At 62.6% G+C, this 22,770-nt stretch carries 1 protein-coding gene; it reads right to left on the reverse strand.

Going from position 1 to position 22,770, the window contains the following annotated elements; translation table 11 throughout:
* Positions 1 to 45: 45 nt before the first annotated feature.
* Positions 46 to 22,635: a cadherin-like domain-containing protein gene (locus tag ACEN8E_RS00075; RefSeq protein ID WP_495590937.1), complete on the reverse strand. Its 22,590-nt coding sequence runs from the start codon at positions 22,633 to 22,635 to the stop codon at positions 46 to 48.
* Between the last annotated feature and the right edge of the window lie 135 nt (positions 22,636 to 22,770).

A 22,770-nucleotide genomic window follows, 5' to 3' on the forward strand; every position in this document is an offset into this window, starting at 1 on the left:
CGCAAACGTGACGGCCGCCCCATAAGGAGCGGCCGTTTTCATGCATCAGCTGTTGTTGTGATCGATCTTGATGGTCGGGTCGCTACCGGCAATCAGGTTGTGCAGGTTGGCGCTTGACCAGTTATTACCCTCCAGTTTGATCGTCACGTCCGGCGTGGCGGCTGCGGCGTTGCCCGAGTTGAACTGGCCGGCCGAGCTGACTTGCAGCGACGACACGCCATCGACCGTGGAGATCTTCAGGAAGTTGTCGATGGTACTGCCGGATTCACCCTGCAGCAGATCACGCAAGTCGATCCGGTCGCCTTCGCTGGCATTGAAGTCCTTGATCACGTCGCTGCCGGTGTCGCCCGCTTTCCAGACGAAGGTATCACCACCGGAACCACCGATCAGGATGTCGTTGCCCTGTCCGCCCATCAGCGAGTCGTTGCCGGTGCCGCCGAGCAGGATGTCATTGCCCTTGCCACCGTCGAGGATATCGGTACCGCCCGAGCCGAACAGGATGTCATTGCCGGCACCGCCCAGTAGGGTGTCATTGCCGTCATGGGCACCGGACACGTCGAACGCGGTGTAATGCTCGGTGATGAACTGGTGCACGTTGCTGGTGGTGACTTTGCTGACGTCCACGCCGGTTTGCTGCGCCACGAAGGCTTGCATCGCCTGGTAACCCTCGCCGGCGATGCCGTTGAAGCTCACCAGGTCGCCGAACAGGAGATCGTTGCCGTCGCCACCGCTGACAGTGTCGTTCCCCGGCAGCGTCGCTTCTGTGTGGCCGATGATCGAATTGGCCAGATCCTTCGGATCGATGTTGGTTTGTGGCGTTTTATCCGAGTCGTACGGCTTCAGGTCGCTGAGGCTCACGCCGCTATTGAGGCCAATGGCCTCGACGTTCGACAGGTTGCTCAGCAGCGTGAAGCTGCTGGTGGAGTTGCTGATGGTGTCCGCGTCGGTGCTACCGCCGTCGCCGTCACGCCCCGAGAACTCGTAGGTGCCGTCGCCCTGGGCATGCAGATAGCCGAAGTCCTTGGAGGACCAGTTATTGCCGTTGCCGTTGCCGTTCTTGCTATAGACCGTCACGTAGCCCGAGGCGGTAATGTCGATCTGGTGCGTGCTGTCGGGGTACAGGGTGACCGCTTTACCCAATTGATAATTGCTGGTGGTGATCAGGCTATCGAGGGTTTTGCCGCTATACAGGGTCGGGTTGGTCGACTCGCCGCTCTGGTAGTAAGTCGGCTTGCCGTCAGTAATGAAATACGTGAGGTTCTTCGCCCCGGTGTTCGCCACCGCATCGGCACTCTGGAACCAGTTGGCCGTGGTTTTGAACACGTCCTCGTAGTTGGTGCCGCCGCCGGACGACATCGAGTCCAGGATCGCCTTCAGCTGGGTCAGCGCATTCGGGTCATTGAGGTTGACCGATACCGACTTGTTGACCTGGGTGTCGAAGTCCACCAGGAAGATGTTCACCGTACCCGAGTTGCTGCCCAGACTTTGCTTGAGGGTGTTGAACACCGACGTCAGCGAGTCCTTGGCCGAGTTGATCGACGAGGAACTCATGCTGCCGGAGCTGTCGACCATGAACGCGATGTTGTAGTTGGTGCCTGGCACTACGGTCAGGCCACCGATATCGGCGACGATGATGTCATTGCCGTCGGTGCCGGTGACGGTGTCATTACCTGCTGTGGCAGTGATCTGGTTATAGACCGCTGGATTGATCGTGATCGGAATCTGCGTCGTATTGATGGCCGAATCACCCTGGCTCTCGGTCGAAATGGCCGTAACTGTCAGCGTGTTGGTACCGGTGGCGTACGGTGCCGGGGTGTAGCTCAACTTGCTCACGTCCCACCCGCTGAGGTTGACGACGCCGTTACCGGTTGTGCCGATAAAGGTGTGCGTACCATCGGTCAGGGTCGCACCTGCCGGGATGCCGCCGATCGAGGTAATGGTCTGGGTTTCAGAGCCATCAGTGTCCACTGACGTTACCTTCAAGCCCAACGCGATGCTGCTGTTCTCGGCCACCTGAGTCGTGGTGGCGGACACGATCGGTGTATCCGCGACCGCGGTCACACTGATGTCCAGCGTGGTGCTTGAACCGGTATTGGTGGTGTAGGTCACTGTCGGAACCTTGCCACTCCAATTGTCGGCGGGGGTAAAGGTGTAGTCACCGTTGGCACCGAGAGTCAGCCTGCCCACGTTTGCGATCGTAGCAGTATTCCCGGCGGTGTAGTCGATGCCACCAATGGTGAACTTGGTCACGCTGAGAACGTTATCCACATCGCGGTCGTTGGTCAGTACGTTACCGGCGGCGATCTTGTCCTCAAGGGTGGTATTGAGGTCAGCAGCCAGCACACTCGGGTCATCGACTGGTGTGACGCTGATGTTCAGGGTCGAGGTGTCGTTGGTGCCCGAACCGTCGGTGACGGTGTAGGTTACCGTTGGCACCGTGCCGTTGTAGTTGGCGGCCGGGGTGAAGGTGTAGGCGCCGTTGGCGCCGATGACCAGGGTACCGACGTTGGCGATGGTCGCCGTGGTGCCGGCCGCGTAAGTGGTCGTACCGATGGTGAAGTTGACCACGCTGACCGGGCCGTCAACGCTGCTCGTGCCAGTGAGGACGCTGCCGGTCAAGGCGGTGTCTTCGTTGGTGGTCACGCTTTCGCTGGCATCGGTGAAGCTGTCATCGACCGGGGTGACGCTGATGTTCAGGGTCGAGGTGTCGTCGGTGCCCGAACCGTCGGTGACGGTGTAGGTGACCGTTGGCACCGTGCCGTTGTAGTTGGCGGCCGGGGTGAAGGTGTAGGCGCCGTTGGCGCCGATGACCAAGGTACCAACGTTGGCGATGGTCGCCGTGGTGCCGGCGGCGTAAGTGGTCGTACCGATGGTGAAGTTGACCACGCTGACCGGGCCATCGACGCTGCTCGTGCCCGTCAACACACTGCCGGTCAAGGCAGTGTCTTCGTTGGTGGTCACGCTTTCGCTGGCATCGGTGAAGCTGTCATCGACCGGGGTGACGCTGATGTTCAGGGTCGAAGTGTCGTTGGTGCCGGAACCGTCGGTGACGGTGTAGGTGACCGTTGGCACCGTGCCGTTGTAGTTGGCGGCCGGGGTGAAGGTGTAGGCGCCGTTGGCGCCGATGACCAAGGTACCAACGTTGGCGATGGTCGCCGTGGTGCCGGCGGCGTAAGTGGTCGTACCGATGGTGAAGTTGACCACGCTGACCGGGCCATCGACGCTGCTCGTGCCCGTCAACACACTGCCGGTCAAGGCAGTGTCTTCGTTGGTGGTCACGCTTTCGCTGGCATCGGTGAAGCTGTCATCGACCGGGGTGACGCTGATGTTCAGGGTCGAGGTGTCGTCGGTGCCCGAACCGTCGGTGACGGTGTAGGTGACCGTTGGCACCGTGCCGTTGTAGTTGGCGGCCGGGGTGAAGGTGTAAGCGCCGTTCGCCGCGATGACCAGGGTGCCGACATTGGCGATGGTCGCCGTGGTGCCGGCGGCGTAAGTGGTCGTACCGATGGTGAAGTTGACCACGCTGACCGGGCCATCGACGCTGCTCGTGCCCGTCAACACACTGCCGGTCAAGGCAGTGTCTTCGTTGGTGGTCACGCTTTCGCTGGCATCGGTGAAGCTGTCATCGACTGGGGTGACGCTGATGTTCAGGGTCGAGGTGTCGTCGGTGCCGGAACCGTCGGTGCCGGAACCGTCGGTGACGGTGTAGGTGACCGTTGGCACCGTGCCGTTGTAGTTGGCGGCCGGGGTGAAGGTGTAAGCGCCGTTCGCCGCGATGACCAGGGTGCCGACATTGGCGATGGTCGCCGTGGTGCCGGCGGCGTAAGTGGTCGTACCGATGGTGAAGTTGACCACGCTGACCGGGCCATCGACGCTGCTCGTGCCCGTCAACACACTGCCGGTCAAGGCAGTGTCTTCGTTGGTGGTCACGCTTTCGCTGGCATCGGTGAAGCTGTCATCGACCGGGGTGACGCTGATGTTCAGGGTCGAGGTGTCGTCGGTGCCGGAACCGTCGGTGACGGTGTAGGTGACCGTTGGCACCGTGCCGTTGTAGTTGGCGGCCGGGGTGAAGGTGTAAGCGCCGTTCGCCGCGATGACCAGGGTGCCGACATTGGCGATGGTCGCCGTGGTGCCGGCGGCGTAAGTGGTCGTACCGATGGTGAAGTTGACCACGCTGACCGGGCCATCGACGCTGCTCGTGCCCGTCAACACACTGCCGGTCAAGGCAGTGTCTTCGTTGGTGGTCACGCTTTCGCTGGCATCGGTGAAGCTGTCGTCGACCGGGGTGACGCTGATGTTCAGGGTCGAAGTGTCGTTGGTGCCGGAACCGTCGGTGACGGTGTAGGTGACCGTTGGCACCGTGCCGTTGTAGTTGGCGGCCGGGGTGAAGGTGTAAGCGCCGTTCGCCGCGATGACCAGGGTGCCGACATTGGCGATGGTCGCCGTGGTGCCGGCGGCGTAAGTGGTCGTACCGATGGTGAAGTTGACCACGCTGACCGGGCCATCGACGCTGCTCGTGCCAGTGAGGACGCTGCCGGTCAAGGCGGTGTCTTCAGCGGTGGTCACGCTTTCGCTGGCATCGGTGAAGCTGTCGTCGACCGGGGTGACGCTGATGTTCAGGGTCGAGGTGACATCGGTGCCGGAACCGTCGGTGACGGTGTAGCTGACCGTTGGCACTGTGCCGTTGTAGTTGGCGTCCGGGGTGAAGGTATAGGCGCCGTTGGCGCCGATGACCAGGGTACCGACATTGGCGATGGTTGCGGTTTCACCGGCCTGGAACTGGGTGCCGCCAACCGTGAAGTTGACCACACTGACCTGGCCGTCAACGCTGCTCGTGCCAGTGAGGACGCTGCCGGTCAAGGCAGTGTCTTCAGCGGTGGTCACGCTTTCGCTGGCGTCGGTGAAGCTGTCGTCGACCGGGGTGACGCTGATATTCAGGGTCGAAGTGACATCGGTACCCGAACCGTCGGTGACGGTGTAGCTCACCGTTGGCACGCTGCCGTTGTAGTTGGCGTCCGGGGTGAAGGTGTAGGCGCCGTTCGCCGCGATGACCAAGGTGCCGACATTGGTGATGGTTGCTGTGCTGCCAGCGGCGTAGGTGGTTTCACTGATGATGAAGTTGACCACGCTGACCTGGCCGTCGACGCTCAAGGTGCCGCTGAGGACGCTGCCGGTGACGGCGGTGTCTTCCAGGGTCGAGACCGTTTCGTTGGCGTCGGTGAAGCTGTCGTCGACCGGGGTGACGCTGATGGTCAGGGTCGAGGTGACATCTGTGCCCGAACCGTCGGTGACGGTGTAGCTGACCGTTGGCACGCTGCCGTTGTAGTTGGCGTCCGGCGTGAAGGTATAGGCGCCGTTCGCCGCGATGACCAAGGTGCCGACATTGGTGATGGTTGCTGTGCTGCCAGCGGCGTAGGTGGTTTCACTGATGGTGAAGTTGACCACGCTGACCTGGCCGTCGACGCTCAAGGTGCCGCTGAGGACGCTGCCGGTGACGGCGGTGTCTTCGTTGGTGGTTACGCTTTCGCTGGCGTCGGTGAAGCTGTCGTCGACCGGGGTGACGCTGATGGTCAGGGTCGAGGTGACATCGGTGCCCGAACCGTCGGTGACGGTGTAGCTGACCGTTGGCACGCTGCCATTGTAATTGGCGTCTGGCGTGAAGGTGTAAGCGCCGTTGGTCCCGATGACCAGGGTACCGACGTTGGCGATGGTTGCGGTTTCACCGGCTTGGAACTGGGTGCCGCCAACCGTGAAGTTGACCACACTGACCTGGCCGTCGACGCTCGAGGTGCCCGTCAACACACTGCCGGTGACGGCGGTGTCTTCCAGGGTCGAGACCGTTTCGCTGGCATCGGTGAAGCTGTCGTCGACCGGGGTGACGCTGATGGTCAGGGTCGAAGTGTCGTTGGTGCCGGAACCGTCGGTGACGGTGTAGCTCACCGTTGGCACGCTGCCGTTGTAGTTGGCGTCCGGCGTGAAGGTATAGGCGCCGTTGGTCCCGATCACCAGGGTACCAACGTTGGCGATGGTTGCGGTTTCACCGGCCTGGAACTGGGTGCCGCCAACCGTGAAGTTGACCACGCTGACCTGGCCATCGACGCTCGAGGTGCCCGTCAACACGCTGCCGGTGACGATGGTGTCTTCGTTGGTGGTTACGCTTTCGCTGGCGTCGGTGAAGCTGTCGTCGACCGGGGTGACGCTGATGGTCAGGGTCGAGGTGACATCGGTGCCCGAACCGTCGGTGACGGTGTAGCTCACGGTTGGCACGCTGCCGTTGTAATTCTCGGCTGGCGTGAAGGTGTAAGCGCCGTTGGCCGCGATGACCAGGGTGCCGACATTGGCAATGGTTGCCGTGCTGCCGGCGGCGTAGGTGGTTTCACCGATGGTGAAGTTGACCACGCTGACCTGGCCGTCGACGCTCAAGGTGCCCGTCAACACACTGCCGGTGACGGCGGTGTCTTCGGCGGTGGTCACGCTTTCGCTAGCGTCGGTGAAGCTGTCATCGACCGGCGTGACGTTGATGGCCAGGGTCGAAGTGACATCGGTACCGGAACCGTCGGTGACGGTGTAGCTCACCGTTGGCACGCTGCCGTTGTAGTTGGCGTCCGGCGTGAAGGTATAGGCGCCGTTGGTCCCGATCACCAGGGTACCAACGTTGGCGATGGTTGCGGTTTCACCGGCCTGGAACTGGGTGCCGCCAACCGTGAAGTTGACCACGCTGACCTGGCCGTCGACGCTCGAGGTGCCCGTCAACACGCTGCCGCTGACGGCGGTGTCTTCGGCGGTGGTCACGCTTTCGCTAGCGTCGGTGAAGCTGTCATCGACCGGCGTGACGTTGATGGCCAGGGTCGAAGTGACATCGGTACCGGAACCGTCGGTGACGGTGTAGCTCACCGTTGGCACGCTGCCGTTGTAGTTGGCGTCCGGCGTGAAGGTATAGGCGCCGTTGGTCCCGATCACCAGGGTACCAACGTTGGCGATGGTTGCGGTTTCACCGGCCTGGAACTGGGTGCCGCCAACCGTGAAGTTGACCACGCTGACCTGGCCGTCGACGCTCGAGGTGCCCGTCAACACGCTGCCGCTGACGGCGGTGTCTTCGGCGGTGGTCACGCTTTCGCTGGCATCGGTGAAGCTGTCGTCGACCGGGGTGACGCTGATGTTCAGGGTCGAGGTGACATCGGTACCCGAACCGTCGGTGACGGTGTAGCTGACCGTCGGCACCGTGCCGTTGTAATTCTCCGCAGGCGTGAAGGTGTAGGCGCCGTTGGTCCCGATCACCAGGGTGCCGACATTGGCGATGGTTGCGGTTTCACCGGCCTGGAACTGGGTGCCGCCAACCGTGAAGTTGACCACGCTGACCTGGCCATCGACGCTCAAGGTGCCGCTAAGGACGCTGCCGCTGACGGCGGTGTCTTCGTTGGTGGTCACGCTTTCGCTGGCATCGGTGAAGCTGTCGTCGACCGGGGTGACGCTGATATTCAGGGTCGAAGTGACATCGGTACCCGAACCGTCGGTGACGGTGTAGCTGACCGTTGGCACGCTGCCGTTGTAGTTGGCGTCCGGGGTGAAGGTGTAGGCGCCGTTCGCCGCGATGACCAAGGTGCCGACATTGGCGATGGTTGCTGTGCTGCCAGCGGCGTAGGTGGTTTCACCGATGGTGAAGTTGACCACACTGACCTGGCCGTCGACGCTCAAGGTGCCGCTGAGGACGCTGCCGGTGACGGCGGTGTCTTCCAGGGTCGAGACCGTTTCGCTGGCATCGGTGAAGCTGTCGTCGACCGGGGTGACGCTGATGGTCAGGGTCGAGGTGACATCGGTGCCGGAACCGTCGGTGACGGTGTAGCTCACGGTTGGCACCGTGCCGTTGTAGTTGGCGTCCGGGGTGAAGGTATAGGCGCCGTTGGTGCCGATCATCAGGGTGCCGACGTTGGTAATGGTCGCGGTCTGGCCGGCGTTGAAAGTGCCAGGAACACCGTCGATGGTGAAGTTGACCACGCTGACCTGGCCGTCAACGCTCGAGGTGCCCGTCAACACGCTGCCGGTGACGATGGTGTCTTCGTTGGTGGTCACGCTTTCGCTGGCATCGGTGAAGCTGTCATCGACCGGCGTGACGCTGATGGCCAGGGTCGAAGTGACATCGGTACCCGAACCGTCGGTGACGGTGTAGCTGACCGTCGGCACTGTGCCGTTGTAGTTGGCGTCCGGGGTAAAGGTATAGGCACCGTTCGCGGCGATGATCAGGGTACCAACGTTGGCGATGGTTGCCGTGCTGCCGGCGGCGTAGGTGGTTTCACCGATGGTGAAATTGACCACGCTGACCTGACCGTCGACGCTGCTCGTGCCAGTGAGGACGCTGCCGGTCAAGACGGCGTCTTCGGCGGTGGTCACGCTTTCGCTGGCATCGGTGAAGCTGTCGTCGACCGGAGTGACGCTGATGGTCAGGGTCGAGGTGACGTCGGTGCCGGAACCGTCGGTGACGGTGTAGCTCACGGTTGGCACCGTGCCGTTGTAATTCTCCGCAGGCGTGAAGGTGTAGGCGCCGTTGGCGCCGATGACCAGGCTGCCGACATTGGCGATGGTTGCCGTGCTGCCGGCGGCGTAGGTGGTTTCACCGATGGTGAAATTCACCACGCTGACCTGGCCGTCAACGCTCGAGGTGCCCGTCAACACACTGCCGGTGACAGCAGTGTCTTCGTTGGTGGTCACGCTTTCGCTGGCATCGGTGAAGCTGTCATCGACCGGCGTGACGCTGATGGCCAGGGTCGAAGTGACATCGGTACCCGAACCGTCGGTGACGGTGTAGCTGACCGTCGGCACTGTGCCGTTGTAGTTGGCGTCCGGGGTAAAGGTATAGGCACCGTTCGCGGCGATGATCAGGGTACCAACGTTGGCGATGGTTGCCGTGCTGCCGGCGGCGTAGGTGGTTTCACCGATGGTGAAATTCACCACGCTGACCGGGCCGTCGACGCTCAAGGTGCCCGTCAACACGCTGCCGGTGACGGCGGTGTCTTCGTTGGTGGTCACGCTTTCGTTGGCGTCGGTGAAGCTGTCGTCGACCGGGGTGACGCTGATGGCCAGGGTCGAGGTGACATCGGTGCCGGAACCGTCGGTGACGGTGTAGCTGACCGTTGGCACGCTGCCGTTGTAATTGGCGTCCGGGGTGAAGGTGTAGGCGCCGTTGGCGCCGATGACCAGGGTACCGACGTTGGCGATGGTTGCCGTGCTGCCGGCGGCGTAGGTGGTTTCACCAATGGTGAAGTTGACCACACTGACCTGGCCGTCGACGCTCAAGGTGCCCGTCAACACGCTGCCGGTGACGGCGGTGTCTTCCAGGGTCGAGACCGTTTCGTTGGCGTCGGTGAAGCTGTCGTCGACCGGGGTGACGCTGATGGTCAGGGTCGAGGTGACATCGGTGCCGGAACCGTCGGTGACGGTGTAGCTCACGGTTGGCACCGTGCCGTTGTAGTTGGCGTCCGGGGTGAAGGTATAGGCGCCGTTGGTGCCGATCATCAGGGTGCCGACGTTGGTAATGGTCGCGGTCTGGCCGGCGTTGAAAGTGCCAGGAACACCGTCGATGGTGAAGTTGACCACGCTGACCTGGCCGTCAACGCTCGAGGTGCCCGTCAACACGCTGCCGGTGACGATGGTGTCTTCGTTGGTGGTCACGCTTTCGCTGGCATCGGTGAAGCTGTCATCGACCGGCGTGACGCTGATGGCCAGGGTCGAAGTGACATCGGTACCCGAACCGTCGGTGACGGTGTAGCTGACCGTCGGCACTGTGCCGTTGTAGTTGGCGTCCGGGGTAAAGGTATAGGCACCGTTCGCGGCGATGATCAGGGTACCAACGTTGGCGATGGTTGCCGTGCTGCCGGCGGCGTAGGTGGTTTCACCGATGGTGAAATTGACCACGCTGACCTGACCGTCGACGCTGCTCGTGCCAGTGAGGACGCTGCCGGTCAAGACGGCGTCTTCGGCGGTGGTCACGCTTTCGCTGGCATCGGTGAAGCTGTCGTCGACCGGAGTGACGCTGATGGTCAGGGTCGAGGTGACGTCGGTGCCGGAACCGTCGGTGACGGTGTAGCTCACGGTTGGCACCGTGCCGTTGTAATTCTCCGCAGGCGTGAAGGTGTAGGTGCCGTTGGCGCCGATGACCAGGGTACCGACGTTGGCGATGGTTGCCGTGCTGCCGGCGGCGTAGGTGGTTTCACCAATGGTGAAGTTGACCACACTGACCTGGCCGTCGACGCTCAAGGTGCCCGTCAACACGCTGCCGGTGACGGCGGTGTCTTCCAGGGTCGAGACCGTTTCGTTGGCGTCGGTGAAGCTGTCGTCGACCGGGGTGACGTTGATGGTCAGGGTCGAGGTGACATCGGTACCGGAACCGTCGGTGACGGTGTAGCTGACCGTTGGCACGCTGCCGTTGTAATTGGCGTCCGGGGTGAAGGTGTAGGCGCCGTTGGCGCCGATGACCAGGGTACCGACATTGGCGATGGTTGCGGTTTCACCGGCTTGGAACTGGGTGCCGCCAACCGTGAAGCTGACCACGCTGACCTGGCCATCGACGCTCAAGGTGCCGCTGAGGACGCTGCCGGTGACGGCGGCGTCTTCGGCGGTGATCACGCTTTCGCTGGCGTCGGTGAAGCTGTCGTCGACCGGGGTGACGTTGATGGTCAGGGTCGAGGTGACATCGGTACCCGAACCGTCGGTGACGGTGTAGGTGACGGTCGGCACGCTGCCGTTGTAATTCTCCGCAGGCGTGAAGGTGTAGGCGCCGTTGGTCCCGATGACCAGGGTACCAACGTTGGCGATGGTTGCCGTGCTGCCGGCGGCGTAGGTGGTTTCACCGATGGTGAAATTCACCACACTGACCTGGCCGTCGACGCTCAAGGTGCCCGTCAACACGCTGCCGGTGACGGCGGTGTCTTCGTTGGTGGTCACGCTTTCGTTGGCGTCGGTGAAGCTGTCGTCGACCGGGGTGACGCTGATGTTCAGGGTCGAGGTGACATCGGTGCCGGAACCGTCGGTGACGGTGTAGCTGACCGTTGGCACGCTGCCGTTGTAATTGGCGTCCGGGGTGAAGGTGTAGGCGCCGTTGGCGCCGATGACCAGGGTACCGACATTGGCGATGGTTGCGGTTTCACCGGCTTGGAACTGGGTGCCGCCAACCGTGAAGCTGACCACGCTGACCTGGCCATCGACGCTCAAGGTGCCGCTGAGGACGCTGCCGGTGACGGCGGTGTCTTCCAGGGTCGAGACCGTTTCGCTGGCATCGGTGAAGCTGTCGTCGACCGGGGTGACGCTGATATTCAGGGTCGAAGTGACATCGGTGCCCGAACCGTCGGTGACGGTGTAGCTCACGGTTGGCACCGTGCCGTTGTAGTCGACGGCCGGGGTGAAGGTGTAAGCGCCGTTGGTCCCGATGACCAGGGTACCAACGTTGGCGATGGTTGCTGTGCTGCCAGCGGCGTAGGTGGTGTCACCGATGGTGAAGTTGACCACGCTGACCTGGCCGTCGACGCTCAAGGTGCCCGTCAACACACTGCCGGTGACGGCGGTGTCTTCGGCGGTGGTCACGTTTTCGCTGGCGTCGGTGAAGCTGTCATCGACCGGGGTGACGTTGATGGCCAGGGTCGAGGTGACATCGGTGCCGGAACCGTCGGTGACGGTGTAGCTCACGGTTGGCACCGTGCCGTTGTAGTCGACGGCCGGGGTGAAGGTGTAAGCGCCGTTGGTCCCGATGACCAGGGTACCAACGTTGGCGATGGTTGCTGTGCTGCCAGCGGCGTAGGTGGTTTCACCGATGGTGAAGTTGACCACGCTGACCTGGCCGTCGACGCTCAAGGTGCCCGTCAACACGCTGCCGCTGACGGTGGTGTCTTCGGTGGTGGTCACGCTTTCGCTGGCGTCGGTGAAGCTGTCGTCGACCGGGGTGACGCTGATGGTCAGGGTCGAGGTGACATCGGTGCCCGAACCGTCGGTGACGGTGTAGCTGACCGTTGGCACGCTGCCGTTGTAGTTGGCGTCCGGGGTGAAGGTGTAGGCGCCGTTCGCCGCGATGACCAAGGTGCCGACATTGGCGATGGTTGCTGTGCTGCCAGCGGCGTAGGTGGTTTCACCGATGGTGAAGTTGACCACACTGACCTGGCCGTCGACGCTCAAGGTGCCGCTGAGGACGCTGCCGGTGACGGCGGTGTCTTCCAGGGTCGAGACCGTTTCGCTGGCATCGGTGAAGCTGTCGTCGACCGGGGTGACGCTGATGGTCAGGGTCGAGGTGACGTCGGTGCCCGAACCGTCGGTGACGGTGTAGCTCACGGTTGGCACGCTGCCGTTGTAATTCTCGGCTGGCGTGAAGGTGTAAGCGCCGTTGGCCGCGATGACCAGGGTGCCGACATTGGCGATGGTTGCGGTCTGGCCGGCGGTGAAAGTGCCAGGAACACCGTCGATGGTGAAATTCACCACGCTGACCTGGCCGTCGACGCTGTTCGTGCCGCTGAGGACACTGCCGCTGATGGCAGTGTCTTCCAGGGTCGAGACCGTTTCGCTGGCATCGGTGAAGCTGTCATCGACCGGCGTGACGCTGATGGCCAGGGTCGAGGTGACATCGGTGCCGGAACCGTCGGTGACGGTGTAGCTCACGGTTGGCACGCTGCCGTTGTAATTCTCCGCAGGCGTGAAGGTGTAGGTGCCGTTCGCCGCGATGACCAAGGTGCCGACATTGGCGATGGTTGCCGTGCTGCCGGCGGCGTAGGTGGTTTCACCGATGGTGAAGTTGACCACGCTGACCTGGCCGTCAACGCTCGAGGTGCCCGTCAACACGCTGCCGGTGACGATGGTGTCTTCGTTGGTGGTCACGCTTTCGCTGGCATCGGTGAAGCTGTCATCGACCGGCGTGACGCTGATGGCCAGGGTCGAAGTGACATCGGTACCCGAACCGTCGGTGACGGTGTAGCTCACCGTTGGCACGCTGCCGTTGTAGTTGGCGTCCGGCGTGAAGGTATAGGCGCCGTTGGTCCCGATCACCAGGGTACCAACGTTGGCGATGGTTGCGGTTTCACCGGCCTGGAACTGGGTGCCGCCAACCGTGAAGTTGACCACGCTGACCTGGCCGTCGACGCTCGAGGTGCCCGTCAACACGCTGCCGCTGACGGCGGTGTCTTCGGCGGTGGTCACGCTTTCGCTGGCATCGGTGAAGCTGTCGTCGACCGGGGTGACGCTGATGTTCAGGGTCGAGGTGACATCGGTACCCGAACCGTCGGTGACGGTGTAGCTGACCGTCGGCACCGTGCCGTTGTAATTCTCCGCAGGCGTGAAGGTGTAGGCGCCGTTGGTCCCGATCACCAGGGTGCCGACATTGGCGATGGTTGCGGTTTCACCGGCCTGGAACTGGGTGCCGCCAACCGTGAAGTTGACCACGCTGACCTGGCCATCGACGCTCAAGGTGCCGCTAAGGACGCTGCCGCTGACGGCGGTGTCTTCGTTGGTGGTCACGCTTTCGCTGGCATCGGTGAAGCTGTCGTCGACCGGGGTGACGCTGATATTCAGGGTCGAAGTGACATCGGTACCCGAACCGTCGGTGACGGTGTAGCTGACCGTTGGCACGCTGCCGTTGTAGTTGGCGTCCGGGGTGAAGGTGTAGGCGCCGTTCGCCGCGATGACCAAGGTGCCGACATTGGCGATGGTTGCTGTGCTGCCAGCGGCGTAGGTGGTTTCACCGATGGTGAAGTTGACCACACTGACCTGGCCGTCGACGCTCAAGGTGCCGCTGAGGACGCTGCCGGTGACGGCGGTGTCTTCCAGGGTCGAGACCGTTTCGCTGGCATCGGTGAAGCTGTCGTCGACCGGGGTGACGCTGATGGTCAGGGTCGAGGTGACATCGGTGCCGGAACCGTCGGTGACGGTGTAGCTCACGGTTGGCACCGTGCCGTTGTAGTTGGCGTCCGGGGTGAAGGTATAGGCGCCGTTGGTGCCGATCATCAGGGTGCCGACGTTGGTAATGGTCGCGGTCTGGCCGGCGTTGAAAGTGCCAGGAACACCGTCGATGGTGAAATTCACCACGCTGACCTGGCCGTCGACGCTGTTCGTGCCGCTGAGGACACTGCCGCTGATGGCAGTGTCTTCCAGGGTCGAGACCGTTTCGCTGGCATCGGTGAAGCTGTCATCGACCGGCGTGACGCTGATGGCCAGGGTCGAGGTGACATCGGTGCCGGAACCGTCGGTGACGGTGTAGCTCACGGTTGGCACGCTGCCGTTGTAATTCTCCGCAGGCGTGAAGGTGTAGGTGCCGTTCGCCGCGATGACCAAGGTGCCGACATTGGCGATGGTTGCCGTGCTGCCGGCGGCGTAGGTGGTTTCACCGATGGTGAAGTTGACCACGCTGACCTGGCCGTCAACGCTCGAGGTGCCCGTCAACACGCTGCCGGTCAAGACGGCGTCTTCGGCGGTGGTCACGCTTTCGCTGGCATCGGTGAAGCTGTCGTCGACCGGGGTGACGCTGATGTTCAGGGTCGAGGTGACGTCGGTGCCGGAACCGTCGGTGACGGTGTAGCTCACGGTTGGCACGCTGCCGTTGTAATTCTCCGCAGGCGTGAAGGAGTAGGCGCCGTTGGCGCCGATGACCAGGGTACCGACGTTGGCGATGGTTGCGGTTTCACCGGCTTGGAACTGGGTGCCGCCAACCGTGAAGCTGACCACGCTGACCTGGCCGTCGACGCTGTTCGTGCCGCTGAGGACGCTGCCGGTCAAGACGGCGTCTTCGGCGGTGGTCACGCTTTCGCTAGCGTCGGTGAAGCTGTCATCGACCGGCGTGACGCTGATGGCCAGGGTCGAGGTGACATCGGTGCCCGAACCGTCGGTGACGGTGTAGCTCACCGTTGGCACGCTGCCGTTGTAGTTGGCGTCCGGCGTGAAGGTGTAAGCGCCGTTGGTCCCGATGACCAGGGTACCAACGTTGGCGATGGTTGCCGTGCTGCCGGCGGCGTAGGTGGTTTCACCGATGGTGAAGTTGACCACGCTGACCTGGCCGTCGACGCTCAAGGTGCCCGTCAACACGCTGCCGCTGACGGTGGTGTCTTCGGTGGTGGTCACGCTTTCGCTGGCGTCGGTGAAGCTGTCGTCGACCGGGGTGACGCTGATGGTCAGGGTCGAGGTGACATCGGTGCCCGAACCGTCGGTGACGGTGTAGCTGACCGTTGGCACGCTGCCGTTGTAATTGGCGTCTGGCGTGAAGGTATAGGCGCCGTTGGTCCCGATCACCAGGGTGCCGACATTGGCGATGGTTGCTGTGCTGCCAGCGGTGTAGGTGGTTTCACCGATGGTGAAGTTGACCACGCTGACCTGGCCATCGACGCTCAAGGTGCCGCTGAGGACGCTGCCGGTGACGGCGGTGTCTTCCAGGGTCGAGACCGTTTCGCTGGCATCGGTGAAGCTGTCGTCGACCGGCGTGACGCTGATGGTCAGGGTCGAGGTGACATCGGTGCCGGAACCGTCGGTGACGGTGTAGCTCACGGTTGGCACGCTGCCGTTGTAATTGGCGTCTGGCGTGAAGGTATAGGCGCCGTTGGTGCCGATCATCAGGGTGCCGACGTTGGTAATGGTCGCGGTCTGGCCGGCGTTGAAAGTTCCAGGAACACCGTCGATGGTGAAGTTGACCACGCTGACCTGGCCGTCGACGCTGCTCGTGCCAGTGAGGACGCTGCCGGTGACGGCGGTGTCTTCGTTGGTGGTTACGCTTTCGCTGGCGTCGGTGAAGCTGTCGTCGACCGGGGTGACGCTGATGGTCAGGGTCGAGGTGACGTCGGTGCCGGAACCGTCAGTGACGGTGTAGCTCACGGTTGGCACGCTGCCGTTGTAGTTGGCGTCCGGCGTGAAGGTATAGGCGCCGTTGGTGCCGATCATCAGGGTACCGACGTTGGCGATGGTTGCGGTTTCACCGGCCTGGAACTGGGTGCCGCCAACCGTGAAGTTGACCACGCTGACCTGGCCGTCGACGCTCGAGGTGCCCGTCAACACGCTGCCGGTGACGGCGGCGTCTTCGGCGGTGGTCACGCTTTCGCTGGCATCGGTGAAGCTGTCGTCGACCGGGGTGACGTTGATGGTCAGGGTCGAGGTGACATCGGTGCCGGAACCGTCGGTGACGGTGTAGCTCACGGTTGGCACCGTGCCGTTGTAATTGGCGTCTGGCGTGAAGGTGTAGGTGCCGTTGGCGCCGATGACCAGGGTACCGACGTTGGCGATGGTTGCCGTGCTGCCGGCGGCGTAGGTGGTTTCACCAATGGTGAAGTTGACCACACTGACCTGGCCGTCGACGCTCAAGGTGCCCGTCAACACGCTGCCGGTGACGGCGGTGTCTTCCAGGGTCGAGACCGTTTCGTTGGCGTCGGTGAAGCTGTCGTCGACCGGGGTGACGCTGATGGTCAGGGTCGAGGTGACATCGGTGCCCGAACCGTCGGTGACGGTGTAGCTGACGGTCGGCACGCTGCCGTTGTAATTCTCCGCAGGCGTGAAGGTGTAGGCGCCGTTGGTCCCGATGACCAGGGTACCGACGTTGGCGATGGTTGCCGTGCTGCCGGCGGCGTAGGTGGTTTCACCGATGGTGAAATTCACCACGCTGACCGGGCCGTCGACGCTCAAGGTGCCCGTCAACACGCTGCCGGTGACGGCGGTGTCTTCGTTGGTGGTCACGCTTTCGTTGGCGTCGGTGAAGCTGTCGTCGACCGGGGTGACGCTGATGGCCAGGGTCGAGGTGACATCGGTGCCGGAACCGTCGGTGACGGTGTAGCTGACCGTTGGCACGCTGCCGTTGTAATTGGCGTCCGGGGTGAAGGTGTAGGCGCCGTTGGCGCCGATGACCAGGGTACCGACGTTGGCGATGGTTGCCGTGCTGCCGGCGGCGTAGGTGGTTTCACCAATGGTGAAGTTGACCACACTGACCTGGCCGTCGACGCTCAAGGTGCCCGTCAACACGCTGCCGGTGACGGCGGTGTCTTCCAGGGTCGAGACCGTTTCGTTGGCGTCGGTGAAGCTGTCGTCGACCGGGGTGACGCTGATGGTCAGGGTCGAGGTGACATCGGTGCCGGAACCGTCGGTGACGGTGTAGCTGACGGTCGGCACGCTGCCGTTGTAATTCTCCGCAGGCGTGAAGGTGTAGGCGCCGTTGGTCCCGATGACCAGGGTACCGACGTTGGCGATGGTTGCCGTGCTGCCGGCGGCGTAGGTGGTTTCACCGATGGTGAAATTCACCACGCTGACCGGGCCATCGACGCTGCTCGTGCCAGTGAGGACGCTGCCGGTCAAGGCGGTGTCTTCGTTGGTGGTCACGCTTTCGCTGGCATCGGTGAAGCTGTCATCGACCGGCGTGACGTTGATATTCAGGGTCGAGGTGACATCGGTGCCCGAACCGTCGGTGACGGTGTAGCTCACGGTTGGCACCGTGCCGTTGTAGTCGACGGCCGGGGTGAAGGTGTAAGCGCCGTTGGTCCCGATGACCAGGGTACCAACGTTGGCGATGGTTGCTGTGCTGCCAGCGGCGTAGGTGGTTTCACCGATGGTGAAGTTGACCACACTGACCTGGCTGTCGACGCTCAAGGTGCCCGTCAACACACTGCCGGTGACGGCGGTGTCTTCGGCGGTGGTCACGCTTTCGCTGGCATCGGTGAAGCTGTCATCGACCGGCGTGACGTTGATATTCAGGGTCGAGGTGACATCGGTGCCCGAACCGTCGGTGACGGTGTAGCTCACCGTTGGCACCGTGCCGTTGTAATTCTCCGCAGGCGTGAAGGTGTAGGCGCCGTTGGCGCCGATGACCAGGCTGCCGACATTGGCGATGGTTGCCGTGCTGCCGGCGGCGTAGGTGGTTTCACCGATGGTGAAATTCACCACGCTGACCTGGCCGTCAACGCTCGAGGTGCCCGTCAACACACTGCCGGTGACAGCAGTGTCTTCGTTGGTGGTCACGCTTTCGCTGGCATCGGTGAAGCTGTCATCGACCGGCGTGACGCTGATGGCCAGGGTCGAAGTGACATCGGTATCCGAACCGTCGGTGACGGTGTAGCTGACCGTCGGCACTGTGCCGTTGTAGTTGGCGTCCGGGGTAAAGGTATAGGCACCGTTCGCGGCGATGATCAGGGTACCAACGTTGGCGATGGTTGCCGTGCTGCCGGCGGCGTAGGTGGTTTCACCGATGGTGAAATTGACCACGCTGACCTGACCGTCGACGCTGCTCGTGCCAGTGAGGACGCTGCCGGTCAAGACGGCGTCTTCGGCGGTGGTCACGCTTTCGCTAGCGTCGGTGAAGCTGTCATCGACCGGGGTGACGTTGATATTCAGGGTCGAGGTGACATCGGTGCCGGAACCGTCGGTGACGGTGTAGCTCACGGTTGGCACCGTGCCGTTGTAGTCGACGGCCGGGGTGAAGGTGTAAGCGCCGTTGGTCCCGATGACCAGGGTACCAACGTTGGCGATGGTTGCTGTGCTGCCAGCGGCGTAGGTGGTTTCACCGATGGTGAAGTTGACCACGCTGACCTGGCCGTCGACGCTCAAGGTGCCCGTCAACACACTGCCGGTGACGGCGGTGTCTTCGGCGGTGGTCACGCTTTCGCTAGCGTCGGTGAAGCTGTCGTCGACCGGGGTGACGTTGATGGTCAGGGTCGAGGTGACATCGGTGCCCGAACCGTCGGTGACGGTGTAGCTGACCGTTGGCACTGTGCCGTTGTAATTCTCCGCAGGCGTGAAGGAGTAGGCGCCGTTGGCGCCGATCACCAGGGTGCCGACATTGGCGATGGTTGCTGTGCTGCCAGCGGTGTAGGTGGTTTCACCGATGGTGAAGTTGACCACACTGACCTGGCTGTCGACGCTCAAGGTGCCCGTCAACACACTGCCGGTGACGGCGGTGTCTTCGGCGGTGGTCACGCTTTCGCTGGCATCGGTGAAGCTGTCATCGACCGACGTGACGTTGATATTCAGGGTCGAGGTGACATCGGTGCCCGAACCGTCGGTGACGGTGTAGCTCACCGTTGGCACCGTGCCGTTGTAATTCTCCGCAGGCGTGAAGGTGTAGGCGCCGTTGGCGCCGATGACCAGGCTGCCGACATTGGCGATGGTTGCCGTGCTGCCGGCGGCGTAGGTGGTTTCACCGATGGTGAAATTCACCACGCTGACCTGGCCGTCAACGCTCGAGGTGCCCGTCAACACACTGCCGGTGACAGCAGTGTCTTCGTTGGTGGTCACGCTTTCGCTGGCATCGGTGAAGCTGTCATCGACCGGCGTGACGCTGATGGCCAGGGTCGAAGTGACATCGGTATCCGAACCGTCGGTGACGGTGTAGCTGACCGTCGGCACTGTGCCGTTGTAGTTGGCGTCCGGGGTAAAGGTATAGGCACCGTTCGCGGCGATGATCAGGGTACCAACGTTGGCGATGGTTGCCGTGCTGCCGGCGGCGTAGGTGGTTTCACCGATGGTGAAATTGACCACGCTGACCTGACCGTCGACGCTGCTCGTGCCAGTGAGGACGCTGCCGGTCAAGACGGCGTCTTCGGCGGTGGTCACGCTTTCGCTAGCGTCGGTGAAGCTGTCATCGACCGGCGTGACGTTGATATTCAGGGTCGAGGTGACATCGGTACCCGAACCGTCGGTGACGGTGTAGCTCACGGTTGGCACCGTGCCGTTGTAGTCGACGGCCGGGGTGAAGGTGTAAGCGCCGTTGGTCCCGATGACCAGGGTACCAACGTTGGCGATGGTTGCGGTGCTGCCGGCGGCGTAGGTGGTTTCACCGATGGTGAAATTCACCACACTGACCTGGCCGTCGACGCTCAAGGTGCCCGTCAACACGCTGCCGGTGACGGCGGTGTCTTCGTTGGTGGTCACGCTTTCGCTGGCATCGGTGAAGCTGTCATCGACCGGCGTGACGTTGATATTCAGGGTCGAGGTGACATCGGTGCCCGAACCGTCGGTGACGGTGTAGCTCACCGTTGGCACCGTGCCGTTGTAATTCTCCGCAGGCGTGAAGGAGTAGGCGCCGTTGGTCCCGATGACCAGGGTACCGACATTGGCGATGGTTGCGGTTTCACCGGCCTGGAACTGGGTGCCGCCAACCGTGAAGTTGACCACACTGACCTGGCCGTCGACGCTCAAGGTGCCCGTCAACACGCTGCCGGTGACGGCGGTGTCTTCGGCGGTGGTCACGCTTTCACTGATGTCGGTGAAGCTGTCGTCGACCGGGGTGACGCTGATGTTCAGGGTCGAGGTGACATCGGTACCCGAACCGTCGGTGAGGGTGTAGGTGACGGTCGGCACGCTGCCGTTGTAATTCTCCGCAGGCGTGAAGGTGTAGGCGCCGTTGGTCCCGATGACCAGGGTACCGACATTGGCGATGGTTGCGGTTTCACCGGCCTGGAACTGGGTGCCGCCAACCGTGAAGTTGACCACGCTGACCTGGCCGTCGACGCTCAAGGTGCCCGTCAACACACTGCCGGTGACGGCGGTGTCTTCGGCGGTGGTCACGTTTTCGCTGGCGTCGGTGAAGCTGTCATCGACCGGGGTGACGTTGATGGCCAGGGTCGAGGTGACATCGGTGCCGGAACCGTCGGTGACGGTGTAGCTCACGGTTGGCACCGTGCCGTTGTAGTCGACGGCCGGGGTGAAGGTGTAAGCGCCGTTGGTCCCGATGACCAGGGTACCAACGTTGGCGATGGTTGCTGTGCTGCCAGCGGCGTAGGTGGTTTCACCGATGGTGAAGTTGACCACGCTGACCTGGCCGTCGACGCTCAAGGTGCCCGTCAACACGCTGCCGCTGACGGTGGTGTCTTCGGTGGTGGTCACGCTTTCGCTGGCGTCGGTGAAGCTGTCGTCGACCGGGGTGACGCTGATATTCAGGGTCGAAGTGACATCGGTGCCCGAACCGTCGGTGACGGTGTAGCTCACGGTTGGCACCGTGCCGTTGTAGTCGACGGCCGGGGTGAAGGTGTAAGCGCCGTTGGTCCCGATGACCAGGGTACCAACGTTGGCGATGGTTGCCGTGGTGCCGGCGTTGAAAGTGCCAGGAACACCGTCGATGGTGAAATTCACCACGCTGACCGGGCCATCGACGCTGCTCGTGCCAGTGAGGACGCTGCCGGTCAAGGCGGTGTCTTCGTTGGTGGTCACGCTTTCGCTGGCATCGGTGAAGCTGTCATCGACCGGCGTGACGTTGATATTCAGGGTCGAGGTGACATCGGTGCCCGAACCGTCGGTGACGGTGTAGCTCACCGTTGGCACGCTGCCGTTGTAGTTGGCGTCCGGGGTGAAGGTGTAGGCGCCGTTCGCCGCGATGACCAAGGTGCCGACATTGGCGATGGTTGCTGTGCTGCCAGCGTTGAAAGTGCCAGGAACACCGTCGATGGTGAAATTCACCACGCTGACCGGGCCATCGACGCTGCTCGTGCCAGTGAGGACGCTGCCGGTCAAGGCGGTGTCTTCGTTGGTGGTCACGCTTTCGCTGGCATCGGTGAAGCTGTCGTCGACCGGGGTGACGTTGATGTTCAGGGTCGAAGTGACATCGGTACCCGAACCGTCGGTGACGGTGTAGCTGACCGTCGGCACTGTGCCGTTGTAGTTGGCGTCCGGGGTAAAGGTATAGGCACCGTTCGCGGCGATGATCAGGGTACCAACGTTGGCGATGGTTGCCGTGGTGCCGGCGTTGAAAGTGCCAGGAACACCGTCGATGGTGAAGTTGACCACGCTCAGGACGTTATCGATGTCGCTGTCGTTGCTCAGCACGTTGCCGATCGCAGCAGTGTCTTCAGCAATGGTTTGGGTGTCGGTAGTCAAAACGCTCGGATCATCGACCGCCGTCACGGTGAGATCCAGGGTGCTGCTAGAGCCGGTGTTGGTGGTGTACGTGATTTGCGGTACAGCACCGTTGTAGTTGGCGTCCGGAGTAAAGGTGTAGTTGCCATTGGCACCGATGGTCAGCGTACCGACGCCGATGATGGCCGCTGTCTGGCCTGCGGTGAAACTGCCGGTCACGCCGGCGATGGTGAAGCCGGTGACGCTGAGCGGCGTCTCGGCATCGCTATCGTTGTTCAGGACATTGCCTGTCGCGACGCTGTCTTCCGCCAGAGTGCCAGTATCCGCGGTCAGTATGCTCGGAGCGTTGATGGTCGTGATGTTCGTGATGTTCGGGTTGCCAGTATCGAACGTAGCGGGAGTAGCAGTGGAATCAGGGCCGTTGGTCGGGAAGCCGATGGTCGGGTCGACGCGGCCAGCGGTGGCGTCGAGCACCACGAAGCTGTGACCGCCACCCGCGGCACCACCAGAGCCTGCCGCCGTCGGACCCGCAGCGGTGGCTTCAAGGTCTTTGGTCGGGTCGGCGCCGGCGACAATGGCTTGCTGCAGCTCTTCTACGGACGGCGCGGCTTGCGCGGTCGCGGCTGCCAGATCAGTGCCGGAGTCCGGAGCGCCTGCGCTCCACTGAGTGTCACGGCCCAGATCGAGGGTACGGCCATCGGCCAGTTCCAGGGACACGGCACCGGAAAGGCCAGTGTCGACCTGGTCACCGGCGAAGAGTTTGTCGCCTTCAACGAGAACGCGGCGGATGCCCTCGGGGGACACCACGAAAACCTGACCAACAATGCTTTTGACGATGGCAACAACACTGCTCATTGAAGACTCTCCGGGGTGTCACGTTCAGTTGACTTCCATAGACCTGATAGCGTTTGCGCCGACCAGTCTGGACGTACATTGCAAAATAGATGCACAAGTTTGACGCATTGATTCGTCAATAATTTGGCTATATTT

The sequence above is a fragment of the Pseudomonas sp. Pseusp9 genome (assembly GCF_059491265.1).